The organism is Variovorax sp. OK212 (assembly GCF_900112425.1).
GTDB lineage: Bacteria > Pseudomonadota > Gammaproteobacteria > Burkholderiales > Burkholderiaceae_C > Variovorax.
In genome coordinates, this window is sequence record NZ_FOLP01000008.1 from 238748 (window position 1) to 254289 (window position 15542).

Sequence of the window (15542 nt, forward strand, 5' to 3'; positions counted from 1 at the left end):
CATGCCAGCCGCTGTGACGAATCCTCCTTCAACTTCATCCCCGACGCGCGCGCCTTCCCGGCTGCGCGCCGCGGCCTCCGTGCTGCTGCACGACCGCGTCATGCTGGTGTCGCTGCTCCTGCTGCTGCTGCTCATCGCGGTGTCGGTGTTCGCGCCGCTGCTGGCCTCGCAGGACCCGGCGGCCATCGCGCCGCGCGAGCGGCTGCAGGGCGCATCGGCCGCGCACTGGCTCGGCACCGACTCGCTCGGGCGCGACCTGTTCTCGCGCATCCTCCACGGCGGCCGGCTGTCGATCTCGCTGGCCTTGCTGGTCAGCGTGAGCTCGGTGGTGGTGGGCCTGCTGTTCGGCATCGTGGCGGGCTACTTCCGCCGGCTCGACTCCTTCATCATGCGGCTCATGGACGGCATCATGGCCATTCCGGGCCTGCTGCTGGCCATTGCCATGGTGGCGCTGGGCGGCGCGCAGATCTCGACCATGGTGCTGGCCATCGCCATCCCCGAGGTGCCGCGCATCGCGCGCCTGGTGCGCAGCGTGGTGCTGTCGGTGCGTGAAGAGCCGTACGTCGAGGCCTCCTTCGGCATGGGCTCGTCGACCCTGCGCGTGCTCACCTGGCACATCCTGCCGAGCACCATCAACCCGCTGGTGGTGCAGGCCACCTTCGTGTGCGCCGCGGCCATCCTCACCGAGGCAGTGCTGGGCTTCCTGGGCCTGGGCTTCCCGCCCGAGGTGCCGAGCCTGGGCAGCATCATTGCCGAGGGCCGGCCGTACTTCCAGCGCGCGCCCTGGATCATCCTGTTTCCCGGCGCTTTTCTCGCGCTGCTGATCCTGGCCATCAACATGTTCGGCGACGCCCTGCGCGACCGGCTCGACCCGCGCCTCGCGCGCAAAGGCAGGAACTGATGCCGACCCACACCCCCCACCCTTGCGCGTCCCCGCTCGCGCCCATCCTCGAGGTGCGCAACCTGCACGTGCGCCTGCCCGGCACCAGCGACCGCGTGTACGCGGCGCAGGACATCAGCCTCACGGTGGCGCGCAAGGAAATCGTCTGCATCGTCGGGGAGTCCGGCTCGGGCAAGTCGGTGACCGCGGGCGCCGTGATGGGCCTGCTGCCCAAGGACGTGCTCACGCTCGAAAGCGGGCAGATCCTGCTCGAAGGCAAGGACATCACGCACACCTCGCGCGCCGGCTTGCGCGCGCTGCGCGGCGACCGCATGGCCATGATCTTCCAGGAGCCCATGACCGCGCTGAACCCGCTGATGCGCGTGGGCGACCAGATTGCCGAGGTCTTCGAGTTCCACGACGCCTCGCTCAATGCGGCCGAGGTCGCCAGGCGCGTGCTCGCGCTGCTGGTCGACGTGAAGCTGCCCTCGCCCGAGACGCTGCGCAGCGCCTTTCCGCACCAGCTCTCCGGCGGGCAGCGCCAGCGCGTGATGATCGCGATGGCACTGGCCATGAAGCCCGCGCTGATCATTGCCGACGAGCCCACCACCGCGCTCGACGTGACCTCGCAGGCGCAGGTGCTGCGCCTGCTGAACGAGCTGCGCGACAAGCACGACAACGGCGTTCTCTTCATCACGCACGACTTCGACGTGGTCGCCGAGATTGCCGACCGCGTGATCGTCATGCAGCGCGGCCGAATCATCGAAAGCGGCACGGTCGAAGAGGTGCTGCGCAACCCGCAGCAGCCGTACACGCGCAAGCTGCTGGCGGCGGTGCCGCGCGGCGAGTTCGGCGCCGACGCGCATGAAAAAGGTGGCGACACCGTGCTCGAGGTGAAGAACCTCGCGCTGCGCTACGAAACCGCGAGCTTCTTCGCCTCGCGCCGGCGCGTGGTGAACGCGCTCGACGGCGTGTCGCTGTCGCTGGCGCGCGGCGAGACGCTGGGCGTGGTGGGCGAGTCGGGCTCCGGCAAGACCACGCTGGGCCGCTGCCTGGCGCACATGGCCGCGCCCACCGGCGGGCAGGTGCTGCTCGACGGCATCGACGTGACGCACCTGTCGCGCTCGCAGTGGCGTGCCCATTGCAAGCGCGTGCAGATGATCTTCCAGGACCCGTTCCGCTCGTTCAACCCGCGCATGAAGATCGGCAGCTCGCTGGCCGAAGGCCCGATGAACTACGGCGAGACGCGCGCCGAGGTCGAGGCGCGCATGCTGCGCATGCTCGCGCTGGTGCAGCTCGACGCGAGCGCGCTGCAGCGCTTTCCGCACGAGTTCTCGGGCGGGCAGCGCCAGCGCCTGTCGATTGCGCGCGCGCTGATGATGGAGCCCGAGGTGCTGATCGCCGACGAGGCCGTGTCGGCGCTCGACGTGTCGGTGCAGGCGCAGATCCTCGACCTGCTGGAAGAGATCCGCGCGCGGCTCGGCCTGAGCATCGTCTTCATCACGCACGACCTGCGCGTGGCCGCGCGCCTGTGCCACCGCATCGCGGTGATGCAGCGCGGCAAGGTGGTCGAGCTGGGCACGGCCAGGCAGGTGTTCGAACAGCCCTCGGCCGCCTACACGCGCGAACTGCTGTCGGCCATTCCGGGGCAGAACCCTCGGATGGCCGAGGAGGCACTGGCATGACGCGCGTCGCATTGATCAGCCAGTCGGCCAACCTCGCCTACTTTGCGCCGCTGGTGCGGGCCGCCGCGCCCGAGCTCGACGTGGTGGTGTGGCCCGACCCGGCCTTTCGCGAGGCCGAAGTCGCCATGTGCTGGAACGCGCCGCCCGGCGTGTACGCGCAGATGCCCGGGCTGCGGCTGGTGCACAGCATCGCGGCCGGTGTCGACAACGTGGTGGCCGGGCAGGACCTGCGCGGCCTGCCGGTGTGCCGCGTGGTCGACCCCAAGCTGGCCGACGGCATGGTGCAGTACGTGCTGTGGTCGGTGCTGCACTTTCACCGCAGGCTCGACGTGGCCATGGCCAACCAGCGCAACCGCGTCTGGCAGCGGCCGCTGCAGACGCCGGCCGGCGAATGCCGCGTCGGCCTCATGGGGCTCGGCAAGCTCGGCGGCGCCATTGCGCGCAGCCTGCTCGGCCTGGGCTACGCCGTGAACGGCTGGTCGCGCACCGCGCACGACATCGAGGGCCTCACGGTGTTCAGCGGCCCCGCCTCGTTCGACGCCTTCCTGGCCAGCACCGACGTGCTCGTGTGCGTGCTGCCGCTGACCGACGCCACGCGCGGCATTCTCGGCAAGCGCACCTTCGACGCCTTGCCGCGCGGCGCGGCCATCGTCAACTGCGGCCGTGGCGAGCACCTGGTGGCGCCCGACCTGCTGGCCGCGCTCGACAGCGGCCAGCTGCGCGGCGCCGTGCTCGACGTGTTCGCGAGCGAGCCGCTGCCGCAGGACGACCCGCTGTGGCAGGCGCCCGGCGTCATCGTCACGCCGCACATGGCGACCATGGCCTCGTCCGCCGTGGTGGCGCAGCAGGTGGCCGACAACGTGCGCCGGCTCGAAGCCGGCCAGCCTCTTCACAACGTGGTCGACATGAGCCGCGGCTACTGAACCCCTTCATCTTTCCCCCCTGATTCCGCTGGAGAACCCATGAGTTTCGAAGACCCCGCCATTTCCGTTCCCATTCCGACCCGGTCCACGCTGGACCCGCAGGTCGAGCAGTTCGTGCGCGCCATGGACGCCGACGCGGGCAAGTTCGGCCGCCGCGAGACGCTGTCGATCGCGCAGGCGCGCGACATTGCCGAGACCGTGCGCAAGCGCTGGGTCGTCGGCGGCCCCGAGATGGCCCGCAGCGTGGAGCACACCGTGCCCACGCGCCACGGCGACGTGCGCGTGCGCGCCCATTACCCGGTGCAGCGTGCCTTGCCCGGCGTGTTCGTCTACCTGCACGGCGGCGGTTTCGTGCTCGGCAGCCTCGACACGCACGACCGCGTGATGCGCGAGTACGCGCAGCGCGCGGGCATCGTGGTCATCGGCGTGCACTACACGCGCGCGCCCGACGCCAAGTTCCCGCGCCCCATGCAGGAGTGCGCCGACGTGCTGCGCTGGGTGGCCGCCAACGGCGCGCTGCTCGACGTCGATGCGGCGAAGCTCTTCGTGGGCGGCGACTCGGCCGGCGCCAACTTCTCGATGGGCGCGAGCCTCGAGTTGCGCGACTGCGGCGAGAAGATATTGCAGGGCATCGTGCTGAACTACGGCAGCGTCAGCAGCAACCTGTACCGCAACTCGGTCATCCAGTACGGCGGCGGCGACTACGGCCTCTCGCTCATGAGCATGATGTGGTTCCGCGCCATGCACGTGGCCACCGGCGCCGACCTGACCGACCCGCGCGTGGACATCCTGCGCGCCGACCTGCGCAGCCTGCCGCCCACGTGGATGGTGGTGGCCGAATGCGACCCGGTGCACGACGACATGGTCGAGCTCGGCGAGATGATGCGCGCGGCGGGCAACGACGTGCGCATGAAGGTCTACCCCGGCGCCGCCCACAGCTTCCTGGAGGCCGTGTCCATCTCCGACCTGGCGGTCGAGGCCTTCGAGGACACGGCACGCTGGCTGCGCGAGCGCTCGGCCGTCGTCGCGAACTGAGGCCGCGCCATGTTCGTACAACCGGCCTACGCCGAGAAAGACATTGCCGCGCTGCACGCGGGCATGCGCGCCTGGAGCTTCGCCACGCTGGTCACGCAGGGCCCGAGCGGCATCCAGTCGTCGCTGCTGCCCTTCCTGGTCGACACTGAGACCACCGCGGCCGCCCCGTTCGGCACGCTCGTCACGCACCTGCCGCGCCACGACCCGCTGTACCAGGACCTGCTGGTGGCCGCCGAGGTGCTGGTGATCTTCCAGGGCCCGCATGCCTTCATTTCACCGAGCTGGTACCGCAACCAGATGACCTTTCCGACCTGGAACTACACGCTGGTGCAGGCGCGCGGCAAGCCGATCGTGAGCGAGGACGAAGACAAGGTCATGCAGGTGCTGCGCCGCACCGTGGCGCACTACGACACGCCGCTGGGCGGCAGCTGGGACTTCGGGGAGATTCCCATGTCGCATACCGGCTCTCGGCTGCGGGTCATTGCCACGCTGGAGATTCCGATCGTTTCGCTCACCGGGAAAATGAAGCTCAACCAGGACAAGTCGGTCGAAGACCGCCTCGGCGTCATTGCCGCGCTCGAAGCGCAGGGCGATGCGCAGAGCCTGGAAATGGCCGGCCTGATCCGCACGCAGAGCGACATGCGCGAAGCGCTCGCAGCCCCCTCGTTGTCTTTGGAAAGCACGTCATGAACCTTGCCGACATTCCCCTTCAGGGCGCCACCGATGCCGCGGCCCCGGCCGGGGCCGAACCCACCGAAGCCCAGGTGCGCGAAGACCTCGCCGCGCTCTACCGGCTCATCGCGCATTTCAGGATGACCGACCTGATCGACACGCACATCAGCGCGCGCGTGCCCGGGCCGGAGAACCACTTTCTCATCAACCGCTACGGCGTGCTCTTTCACGAGATGCGCCCGCAGGACCTGGTGAAGATCGACATGGATGGCAAGCCCGTGGACCCCGGCGACCCCGAGACCACGAACCGCGTGAACGCGGCCGGCTTCACCATCCACTCGGCCGTGCACATGGCGCGCCACGACCTGGCCTGCGTCATTCACACGCACACGGCCGACGGCATCGCGGTGGCCTGCCGCGCCAAGGGGCTGCTGCCGATCACGCAGCATGCGCTGCGTTTCTACAACCGGCTGGGCTATCACGACTACGAAGGCATTGCCGTCGACCTGCAGGAGCGCGAGCGGCTGGTGGCCGACCTGGGCCCGCACAAGGCCATGGTGCTGCGCAACCACGGCCTGCTGGCCGCGGGCACGACCATTCCCGAAGCCTTCGTGAACATCTACTTTCTGGAGCGTGCGTGCCAGGCGCAGATCAAGGCGACCTCGGGCGGGGACGAACTGGTCTATCCGTCGGCAGAAGTGTGCGAGCGCACCGCGCGCCAGTTCGAGCGGCCCACGGCCATGGCGTATTGCAACCGCGTATGGGCGGCGGCGTTGCGCCTGCTCTGAGGCAGGCGCAGAAGAACGTTCAGGACAACCCGGCCTTGCCGCTCAGCGCCTTGGTGGCGCTCATCAGCATCGGCGCGAAGCGCTTGGCGAAGGCGTCGGCGCTCCAGTCGGCCAGCGAGCCCGAGATGTCGATGGCGGCGATCGGGCGGTTCTCGTTGTCGAGCACCGCGCTGGCCAGGCTGATCTCGCCGAGCATGCTTTCCTCCGACGCGATGGCGTAGCCGTCGGCCGCGCTCTGCGCGATCATTTCGCGGATCTGCGCGTGGTCCGTCACGGTGCGCGATGTGAGCGGCGTGGCGCTCGAGCGCGCGAGGATGCCGTCGACCTCCTCGGCGGGCAGGTGCGACATGATCGAACGGCCGCTGGCCGTGTGGATGGTCGCGAGCCGCCGGCCGATCAGCGTGGTGGTGTAGGTCTGGCGCTTGGTCTGGCGGCGCAGCGCAAAGATGATCGTGAGGTCGTCGAACAGGCTCAGCTCCACGCGCTCGCCCGATTCGCGCTGCACGTCGACGATGAGCGGCGTGGCGCGCTCCAGCAGCGGCACGCTGCGCAGGTAGTCGAAGGTGCGCTCCAGAATCTTCTTGCCGAGCACGAAGCCGCGCCCGTTGATGCCGCGCTCCAGGTAGCCCAGCGTCACCAGCGTGTAGGCCATGCGCTGCGCGGCGCTGCGGTCCATCTCGCAGAACTCGGCAATGTCGTTGAGGCTGAGCGGCGCCGGATGGTCGGCGAAGCATTCGAGCACCTTCATGCCCTTGGCCAGGGACTGGATGTAGAGCGTGTCGGGGCGAGCGGTCATGCGGTGGAAATGCGCCGGGGCGCTGTAGGGCGGAGCGAAGGCCAGAGGATAGCGCATGGGTATCGCATCGCAATGCTTTGAGTGTGATTAACGATATGCACCCGCGTCGACTTTCCGGCTCGCCCACCCCTGAGGCTTCGCGCCTGTGTGCGGTCCTACCCGGCAAACCCCGCCAGCAGCGCATTGAACTTCGCGGGGTTCTCGATGAACATGAAGTGCGAGCCCGCCTCCGCGTCGTCGAAGATCTCGACCCGCGCCCCCGGCACCTGCGTGGCCTCCCACCGCATGCAGCTGTGCGGCACCAGGCTGCCCTTGCCACCGATGAACAGCGTGGGCCGGTCGATGCGCGGCAGCACCTCGCGCCAGTCCTGGTGGCAGTGGTTGTAGAGCATGTCGGCCGCCGCGGCGCGCGGCATCTTCATGTTCATGTCGACGATCCACTGGAACAGGTCGGCGGAAATGCCGGGCGTGACCATGGCGCGCAGAAAGCCCACGGTGGCCTCGGTGCCGCCAGGGCCGCGCAGCGCGTTGGCGGTTTCGCTCACGCTGTCGGCCGTGAAGATGGGGCCGTAGTCCGCAACCTGCTGCTCGCTCCAGTCGGGGTTGCGGGTGAGGCAGGTTGCCTGGTCGCAGAAAACATAGCGGCCGATGCGCCCCGCACCGAAGAGGTCGAAGTGGCACCACAGCACCGAGCAACCCATGGAGTGGCCGACGATGGTCACCTGGTTCAGGTCGAGGGCAACCAGCGCGTTCTGCAGGTCGGTGGCCAGGCGCGCAATGCGGTAGCCGTGACCCGGCTTGTCGGCGTCGCCATGGCCGCGCAAATCGAACGCGATCACGCGGTGCCTGGCGGCCAGCCCTTCGAGCTGGTGGCGGTATTGCGCGGCCGTTTGCGACCAGCCCGGTAGCAGCACCAGGGTCGGGCCGCTGCCCGCCTCCAGGTAGCTCAGCCTGATGTCGCCATCCACTGCGACGGTCTTGCGCACGATGCCTGTCGTTGCTTCCATGTTTGTCTCCATGTCTGTCTGCTTTTATGAAATGAATTGGCCCAAGCTCAAAGGAACCCGATGGACAGCCACGGAATGGCCGCCACGGCAACGGTGCCCACCAGCAGGGCCAGCATGTAGCCGACGATCGGCTTGATGCCCTTGTCGGGCGACACCCTGCCGATGGCGCACGCCGCGTAGTAGCCCACCCCCAGCGGCGGCGCGAACAGCCCCAGGCCCATGGACAGCACCACGACCATGGCGTAGTGCACCTCGTGGATGCCCAGCTGCCGCGCAATCGGAAACAGCAGCGGCCCGAACAGCACGATGGCCGGAATGCCCTCCAGCACCGACCCCAGCACCACGAAGGCGACCAGCGACACCGCCAGGAACATCGGCGCGCCGCCGGGCAGGCTGCCCATCACCTCGGCCAACCAGCGCGAGAAGCCCGATTGCGTCAGCCCCCATGCCATGGCCGTGGCCGTGCCGATGATCAGCAGAATGGCGCCCGACAGCGACGCGGTGGCCGCCAGCATCGGCCCCAGCCTTCGCCAGTCGAACTGCCGATACACCAGCAGCCCGGCCGCTACCGCATAGACGATGCCGATGGTCGACACCTCGGTTGCCGTGGCCACGCCTTCGACCACGGCCGCGCGAATCACAAAGGGCAACGCCAGCGCCGGCAGCGCCACGCCGGCCAGCTTGAGCACCTGGCGCATGGGCGGCCGCGCAACCTGGCTCAGGTCTTCATGCCGGTTGCGAAAGCACACGACCACGCACAGCATCAGCCCCAGCACCACGGCCGGCAACAGGCCGCCGGTGAAGAGCGCGGCAATCGACACGCCCGTGACCGAGCCGATGGTGATGAGCACCAGGCTCGGCGGCACGGTTTCGGTCTGCGCGCCGGTGGCGGCCAGCAGGGCCACGAGTTCGCCCTCGGCCGCGCCGCGCTTCTTCATCTCCGGGAACAGCGCGGGCGCAATGGCGGCCATGTCCGCCGCCTTGGAGCCCGAGATGCCCGACACCAGGTACATCGCACCCACCAGCACGTAGGAAAGCCCGCCCTTCACATGTCCCAGCAGGCTTGCGAGGAAAGCGACCATCGCCTTGGCCATGCCCGTCATCTCTATCAGCAGGCCCAGGAACACGAACAGCGGCACCGCCAGCAGGATGAGGTGCGACATGCCTTCGTCCATGCGCCCGACGATCACGGGCAGGGCGGTGTCGGTGGTCAGCGCCAGGTAGCCCAGGGTGCCCAGGCCAAATGCGAACGCGATCGGAATGCCGCTGAGCACGCAGGCCAGCACCACGCCCACGAAGAACACCAGCAGGTTGAGCCGGCCCAGGTCTTCGAACACCGCGCGCCCCAGCGTGAAGGCCGCAATGAGCGTGAAAACCACCGCGAAGGCCTGAGTCGAGGTCTTCCAGTCGAAGTCGCGCAACAGCCGCAGCACCGCGAACATGCCCATCAGCGCCACGCCCACCGGCAGGGCGGCGGCGCGCCATGCATTGGAAATGTCGAGCGCGGGCGTGGTGATGAAGCGCTCTTCGCTGGCGTATTCCCACGCAGGCCATGCCACCAGCGCCAGGAAGGCGAGGGCGGCGTAGAGCGACACGGCCTCGGCAAAGCGGCGGCGCGGCCCCGTCAGCCTGGACACCATCGCCGTCATGCGCATGTGCTCGCCGCGCCGCAGCGCCACCACCGCGCCCAGCATCGCGAGCCAGATGAAGATCATCGACGCGAGCTCGTCCGACCAGATCAGCGGCTTGTGCAGCACGAACCGCGCGACCACGCCGGCCAGCAGCACCGCCACGTCGGCCAGCACCAGCGCGCCCGCGGCCGTGTCGACCAGCGTGCCCAGCACGCGCTCGGTGCGCGCCACGAACGAGGCCGGGCTGGCCTCGTTGGCCGCGTCGCCATGGCCTTGCCCGTGCCCACCCGCCGTGGTGTCTTCGTCGTCGATTCCTGCAGGCCCTTCGTGGTGCTCTGGCGGCCGCGCCGCCGGGCGCGGCGTGTTCATGCGAGCTTGCCCGTGTTGCGCTCCAGCAGGGCCCAGGCTTCGTCGCCGTACTTGCCCTTCCACTCGGCGTAGAAGCCGGCCTTGCGCAACTGGTCGCGAAACGCGGCGGGGTCGGGCTGGTTGACCTGCATGCCCTTGGCCGCGAGCTCTTTCCGCAGGTTGGCATTGAGCTCGGCCACGTCGGTGCGCTCCTTCATGGCCGCGGCGTTGATGTGCTTTGCAACGACGGTCTGCAGCTCGGGCGGCAGCCTGTCCCACGCGCGCTTGTTGGCCAGGAACCAGAAGCCGTCCCACATGTGGTTGCTCATGGAGCAGAACTTCTGCACTTCGTAGAGCTTGGCGGTCGAGATGATGGCGAGCGGGTTCTCCTGCCCGTCGACAATCTTGGTCTGCAGCGCGGAGTACACCTCGGCGAAGTTGATCGAGGTGGGCGCGGCGTCCAGCGCCTTGAACATGGAGGTCCAGAGCGGCGACACCGGCACGCGGATCTTGAAGCCCTTCAGGTCCGCCGGCGTTGCAATGGCCTTGTTCGACGAGGTGATCTGGCGAAAGCCGTTGTCCCAGATCTTTTCCATGGCCACGATGTTGGCCTTGGCAATCTGCGTGCGAATATGGCTGCCCAGGTCGCCGTCCATGGCCTTCCACACGCTCGCGTAGTCGGGGAAGGCAAAGCCCACGCCGCTGATGGAAGCCGACGGCACCAGCGTCGACAGGATGAGCCCCGACAGCGTGAAGAACTCCACACCGCCCGAGCGCAGCTGGCTCAGCACGTCGGTGTCGGAGCCCAGCTGGTTGTTGGGAAAGATCTGAATGTCTACCTGCCCGTTGGTCTCTGCGCGAATGGCGTCGGCCATCTCCTTGGCCCGCAGGTTCATCGGGTGCGACACGGGCAGGTTGTTGGCGTACTTGTAGTTGAAGACGTTCTTCTGCGCGAGGGCGTGGCGCAACGGGAGCGCAAGGCTCGAGGCGGCGACGGCGGTGCGCAGCACGGTGCGGCGTTGGATGTTCATTCTTTGTCTCGGTGTCTTGGTTTGTTTTGAATGCGATCGTCCGGGGGGCAGAGTGCAGGCTCAGTTCGTGGCGGCCTCCCCGATGTCTCCACGCTCGGCCAGCAGCCGGCGTATGTCGTTCTTGGTCACCTTGCCGTAGCCCGACCGGGGCAGCGACTCCCAGAAGAAAACGTGGCGCGGCCAGCGGTATTTGGCGCAGCGGCCGTCCAGGTGGCCCAGGATGTCCTCGGGCGTCACACCGTCGCGGTTGCACACCAGCACGGCCACGCCCACCTCGCCCCATTTGGGGTCGGGCATGCCCAGCACGGCGGCCTCGCGCACCGCGGGATGGGTCAGCAGAATTTCTTCGACCTCGCGCGGGTAGACGTTGGAGCCACCCGAGATGTACATGTCCGACTCACGGCCCGTGATGTAGAGCAGCCCCTGCGCGTCCACGCGGCCCAGGTCGCCGGTGTGGAACCAGCCGCCGCGCAGCGCCTCGGCTGTGGCCCCCGGGTTGTTGAAATAGCCCGCGAACACGGCGGGGCCGCGGCAGCAGATTTCACCGACCGCGCCTGCGGGAAGGCGTTGCATCTGCTCGTCGAGGATGGCCACCTCCATGCCGGTGCGCGGCCGTCCGCACGAGCCGATGTGCGCGTTGGCATCGGCGTCGTCGGCCGAGTGCATCGACGGCGGCAGCACCGTGATGCAGCCCGTGACCTCGCCAAGCCCGAAGTACTGCACCAGCACCGGCCCGAGCTTTTGCAGCGCGCGCTTCTGGTCGGCCCGGTACATGGGTGCGCCGGCATACACCACGTAGCGCAGCGAGCCGTGGTCGAACTCGTCGACCGACGGGTCTTCCACCAGCATCTTGACGATGGTCGGCACCGTGAACACGTTGCTCACCTTGTGGCGTTCCACCAGCGACCAGAAACTGCGTGGCGCCAGCCTGTCGGAAGGCGGCAGCACCGTGGCCGCGCCGCGCGCCACGTTCAGCAGCGCATGAATGCCCGCGCCGTGCGACAGCGGCGCGACCGCAATGGAGCAGTCTTGCTCGGTGGTGCCGGGAATCAGGTCGGCGAGGTGGTTGGTCACCACGAACGCGAGCTGGCCGTGCGTGAGCACCGCCGCCTTGGGCTTGCCGGTGGTGCCCGAGGTGTAGAAGTACCAGAGCGGCGTGTCGGCCTGTACATCGGCAATGGATTTTTCGGCGCCGGAGTTTGCGGCAAGCATCGGCTCGTAGCCGTGCTCCCCCTGGCGCGGCACGCCGGCAGCGACCACGTGGCGCAGGTGCGTGCTGGCCGCGCGTACCGCGTCCACGTGTGCGGCAAAACAGTCTTCGGCCAGCATCACCGTGGCTTCGCTCGAACTGCCCAGGTACGCCACCTCCGGCGGCGTGAGCCTGAAGTTGACGGGCACCCACACCGCGCCCATGCGAAACGCGGCCCAGCAGCTTTCGAACAGCGCCAGGTTGTTGCGCGACTGCACCAGCAGCTTGTCGCCGGCCCGCATGCCCAGCGCGCGCAGGCCCTGCACGAGCGCGTCGACGCGCTCGTCTATCTCGCGCCAAGTCCACTCGCGCTCTTCCAGGATCAGGCCGGCGCGTTGGGGAAACAGCGCCGCCGTCTGCGCAAGCAGCACCGACAGGTTGGCCGCCTGGGCTGCGCTCACGCCGCCTCCAGCACGCTGAGGTAGTTGGCGACGGCCGCGCCGCCCATGTTGAACACGGCACCCGGCTTGCCCGTGCCCACCTGCATGTCGCCGGCCGTGCCGCTCAGTTGCATCGCGGCCATCACGTGCTGCGACACACCCGTGGCGCCGATGGGGTGGCCGCGCGACTTCAGGCCGCCCGACGGGTTCACTGGCAGCCTGCCGTCCTTGTGCGTCACGCCGTCCAGAATCACGCGCGCGCCCTGGCCGTGCGGCGCCAGGCCCATGGCCTCGTACTCCAGCAGCTCTGCGATGGTGAAGCAGTCGTGCGTCTCCACGAAGCCCAGGTCGTCGAGCGTGAGCTGCGCCGCTGCCAGCCCGCGGTGCCACGCCAGCGCCGCGCCTTCGAAGCGCGTGGGGTCGCGCCGCGACAGCGGCAGGTAGTCGTTGACCTGCGTGCGCGAGCGCCAGCGCACCGCGGGTACCGTCGCCGAGCCCACGGGTGCGGCCGAGATCACCAGCGCCGCGGCGCCGTCGGACACCAGCGAACAGTCGGAGCGCTTGAGCGGACCTGCAACGAATGGGTTCTTGTCCGACGGATTGCGGCAGAAGTCGAAACCCAGGTCGCGCCGCATGTGCGCAAACGGGTTGTGCGTGCCGTTGGCATGGTTCTTGGCCGCAATGGCCGCCAGCGCGTCGCTCTGGTCGCCGAAGCGCTCGAAGTAGCCGCCCGCGATCTGGCCGAACACGCCGGCAAAGCCCGCGGGCGTGTCGCCTTCTTCCTTCACGTAGGAGCAGCGCAGCAGCGTTTGCGCAATGACCGGGCCGGGCACCGCGTTCATGATCTCGAAGCCCACCACCAAGGCGTGGCGCACGCGCCCGCTGGCCACCGCGTCCAGCGCGGCCCAGATCGCGGCCGACCCGGTGGCGCAGGCGTTTTCCAGCCGCACGGCCGGTACGTGGCGCAGGCCGGGCACCGCCATGGCCACCAGCGAGGCGCTGAAATCCTGCGGCAGGAAGCCGCTGTTGAAGTGGCCGACGAAGATGCCGTCGATGTCGCCGGCCTCCAGACCTGCGGTGCGCAGCGCGGGCTCGACCGCGTCACGGATCAGTTGCTCGCTGTCCGCCGCGTCGAGCTTGCAGAAGGGCGTGTGGCCCCAGCCGACGATGTAGCTGTTGGTGTGCATGGGCTTTGCTCCTCAGGCGGGGTTGGCTTGGCTGGCGTGGCCAGCCGTGGCGGTGGTCGTGGCCGTGGCCGTGGGCAGGCCGCGTCGCAGCGTCGGCAGGCCGCGTCGCAGCGTCGGCAGGCCGACGCCGGCCGCGTCGAAGCCGCCGTCCACCGCAATCACCTGGCCGTTGATGAAGCTCGCCGCGTCGCTGCACAGAAAGCCGACCGTGTGGGCCATTTCCTCCACGCTGCCATAGCGGCCCAGCGGAATGGCGTCGCAGTAGTCGGAGCGAATCGCCACGCTGTGGACCAGCTTGGCCATTTCGGTTTCCACAGGGCCGGGCGCGATCACGTTCACGCGCACGCCCGCATTGCCCAGCTCGACCGCGTACTGCTTGGTGAGGTGGATGAGCGCCGCCTTGCTGGTGCCGTAGGCCACGCGCAGCGTGCTGGCGCGCAGGCCCGAGATGGACGCCACGTTCACCACCGCGCCGCGGCCGGCCTCGGCCATCCATGCGCCGAAGGCCTGTGTGCAGAGAAACGCGCCGTCCAGGTTGGTGCCCAGCACCGTGCGCCAGTCCGCGAAGGTGGTTTCCGCGATGCGCTTGAACACCGCCACGCCGGCGTTGTTGACCAGCGCATCGACGCGCCCGAAGCGGCCCAGCACGGCCCTGGCCGCGGCGTCGACCTGCGCGGGGTCGGACACGTCGCAGCGCACGCCCAGCACTCGCTCTGGCAGGGCCAGGTCGCGCACGGCGTTGTCGAGCGTGGCGTGGTCGTTGTCGAGCAGCGCGACCTGGTAGCCGTGCGCCAGGAACCACTGTCCGATGGCCAGGCCGATGCCGCGCGCGCCTCCGGTGACGACGGCGACGCGGGGGGAAGAAGGTGTAGCGGAGGGTGTGTCTGTCATGGTTTTCTTGGGTTTGCGGAATCAGGATTCATCGGAAGGCAGCCACTCTTCGAGCGTGATCTCGAAGGTGACGCACACGGCGTTGGCGCCCGCCACGAAAGGGCCGCCGTAGACCTGGCCCTGCGTGTCGGCGACCACACCGGTCAGTGCCGCGCGCAGCGTGCCGTCGGGCTGGCGGCGCACTTCGCCGGCCAGGCTCACAATTTCCACGGCCGGCCCGCGAATCACCTGGCAGGTGCCGTCGGGCCGCTCCAGGCAGGCGTCGACGAGGCTGCCCAGCGCGCCGCGTACAAAGGCGTTGCCGAAGCCCTGGGCCACGCAGAGCTTTTCAACGCTCTGCATCAGGTCTTCGTTGGGGCCGATGCGTGCGTAGGCCACGCGGCCCATGCGGCCGCGCTCGATCAGGCGCACATCAGACATGGGTCACTGCCCTGGCTTCGGGGCGCATCAGCGGCATGCGGGTTTCTTCGTCGTAGGACACGCGCAGCTCGAAGCTGTCGAGCGCGGTGACCACCACCGTGACGGGAATGCGGCCGACCACCGCGCGCTCGGTCAGGATGTGCCCGCCGCGCACGCGCCCGTCGGCTTCGCGGAACGCGCCGTGGCAGTGCACCACCGGGCTGCCGCTGGCCGTGCGGCCCAGCGTGGCGTTGCCGAAGATGAGCCGCGCGCCGCGCAGCGTCTCGGGTGCGCCGTAGGTGGCAAGCACGCGGCCGGTGGGGTCGGGCAGCGCCATGCAGAAGCTCATGGCGTCGAGTTCGCCGTCGATGAGCGTCATCGATGCGCTGGCCACGTCTTCGCTGTACAGCGCCCGCACGAGGCTGTCGTACAGCGTGGCGCCCGGGGGCAGCGACAGGCGAAAGTGCCGACCCTTGTCGGCGTGCATGTGGGCGATCCGCACAGGCCCGCTAGGGCCGGGGTGAACCACGGTGCGTGCTCGTGGCAGGCCCGTCGTTTTCTCGATCATTTCTTTGTCTCCTTGGCGCGCGGCAGGGGTAGAGCCGGCGTCTGGCACAAAGTCTAGGATCGGACATCCATA

At 68.8% G+C, this 15542-nt stretch carries 15 protein-coding genes; 6 read left to right on the forward strand and 9 right to left on the reverse strand.

The annotated features are described in order from the left end of the window. Window position 1: 1 nt before the first annotated feature. From BM004_RS23575 to BM004_RS23600, 6 genes are read left to right on the forward strand one after another with little or no spacing between them, the layout of a single operon-like run. Window positions 2-901: an ABC transporter permease gene (locus BM004_RS23575; protein WP_093217295.1), complete on the forward strand. Its 900-nt coding sequence runs from the start codon at window positions 2-4 to the stop codon at window positions 899-901. Further along, complete coding sequence (locus BM004_RS23580) at window positions 901-2565, forward strand: ABC transporter ATP-binding protein (RefSeq protein ID WP_093217298.1); 1665 nt, start codon at window positions 901-903, stop codon at window positions 2563-2565. The genes BM004_RS23575 and BM004_RS23580 overlap by 1 nt, the downstream gene beginning before the upstream one ends. After that, window positions 2562-3488: a 2-hydroxyacid dehydrogenase gene (locus BM004_RS23585; protein WP_093130030.1), complete on the forward strand. Its 927-nt coding sequence runs from the start codon at window positions 2562-2564 to the stop codon at window positions 3486-3488. The genes BM004_RS23580 and BM004_RS23585 overlap by 4 nt, the downstream gene beginning before the upstream one ends. A gap of 39 nt (window positions 3489-3527) precedes the next feature. Then, window positions 3528-4523 (forward strand): alpha/beta hydrolase fold domain-containing protein, encoded by a 996-nt coding sequence (locus BM004_RS42045; RefSeq protein ID WP_093217301.1) that lies wholly within the window; start codon window positions 3528-3530, stop codon window positions 4521-4523. Between the two features lie 9 nt (window positions 4524-4532). Further along, window positions 4533-5213, forward strand: a complete 681-nt coding sequence (locus tag BM004_RS42050; protein WP_093217304.1) for an FMN-binding negative transcriptional regulator — start codon at window positions 4533-4535, stop codon at window positions 5211-5213. Continuing rightward, on the forward strand, window positions 5210-5983 hold the full coding sequence (locus BM004_RS23600; protein WP_093217306.1) for a class II aldolase/adducin family protein: 774 nt from the start codon (window positions 5210-5212) through the stop codon (window positions 5981-5983). Before BM004_RS42050 ends, BM004_RS23600 begins: the two co-directional genes overlap by 4 nt. A 19-nt stretch (window positions 5984-6002) precedes the next feature. On the opposite strand, the gene BM004_RS23605 is transcribed toward BM004_RS23600, so the two are convergent. The 9 genes from BM004_RS23605 to BM004_RS23645 form a co-directional block, all read right to left on the reverse strand. After that, the gene (locus BM004_RS23605; protein WP_093217429.1) at window positions 6003-6779 is read right to left on the reverse strand and encodes an IclR family transcriptional regulator; all 777 of its coding nucleotides are present in this window, start codon (window positions 6777-6779) and stop codon (window positions 6003-6005) included. Window positions 6780-6934: 155 nt separating this feature from the next. Continuing rightward, complete coding sequence (locus BM004_RS23610) at window positions 6935-7786, reverse strand: alpha/beta fold hydrolase (protein ID WP_177206585.1); 852 nt, start codon at window positions 7784-7786, stop codon at window positions 6935-6937. A gap of 47 nt (window positions 7787-7833) precedes the next feature. Further along, the gene (locus BM004_RS23615) at window positions 7834-9786 is read right to left on the reverse strand and encodes a TRAP transporter large permease (RefSeq protein WP_093217309.1); all 1953 of its coding nucleotides are present in this window, start codon (window positions 9784-9786) and stop codon (window positions 7834-7836) included. After that, window positions 9783-10796: a TRAP transporter substrate-binding protein gene (locus tag BM004_RS23620; RefSeq protein ID WP_093130024.1), complete on the reverse strand. Its 1014-nt coding sequence runs from the start codon at window positions 10794-10796 to the stop codon at window positions 9783-9785. Before BM004_RS23620 ends, BM004_RS23615 begins: the two co-directional genes overlap by 4 nt. Before the next feature lie 60 nt (window positions 10797-10856). After that, entirely contained in the window at window positions 10857-12446 is a 1590-nt protein-coding gene (locus tag BM004_RS23625) for an acyl-CoA synthetase (RefSeq protein ID WP_093217311.1), read from the reverse strand. Continuing rightward, a complete protein-coding gene (locus BM004_RS23630; RefSeq protein WP_093217315.1) occupies window positions 12443-13612 on the reverse strand; it encodes an acetyl-CoA acetyltransferase in 1170 nt (389 codons plus the stop codon). Before BM004_RS23630 ends, BM004_RS23625 begins: the two co-directional genes overlap by 4 nt. 12 nt (window positions 13613-13624) lie before the next feature. Next, a complete protein-coding gene (locus BM004_RS23635; protein ID WP_093217317.1) occupies window positions 13625-14503 on the reverse strand; it encodes an SDR family NAD(P)-dependent oxidoreductase in 879 nt (292 codons plus the stop codon). A gap of 21 nt (window positions 14504-14524) precedes the next feature. Beyond that, window positions 14525-14923, reverse strand: coding sequence for a PPC domain-containing DNA-binding protein (locus BM004_RS23640; protein WP_093130020.1), 399 nt, complete (start codon window positions 14921-14923; stop codon window positions 14525-14527). Further along, on the reverse strand, window positions 14916-15389 hold the full coding sequence (locus BM004_RS23645) for a PCC domain-containing protein (RefSeq protein WP_256220013.1): 474 nt from the start codon (window positions 15387-15389) through the stop codon (window positions 14916-14918). Before BM004_RS23645 ends, BM004_RS23640 begins: the two co-directional genes overlap by 8 nt. Window positions 15390-15542: the final 153 nt, after the last annotated feature.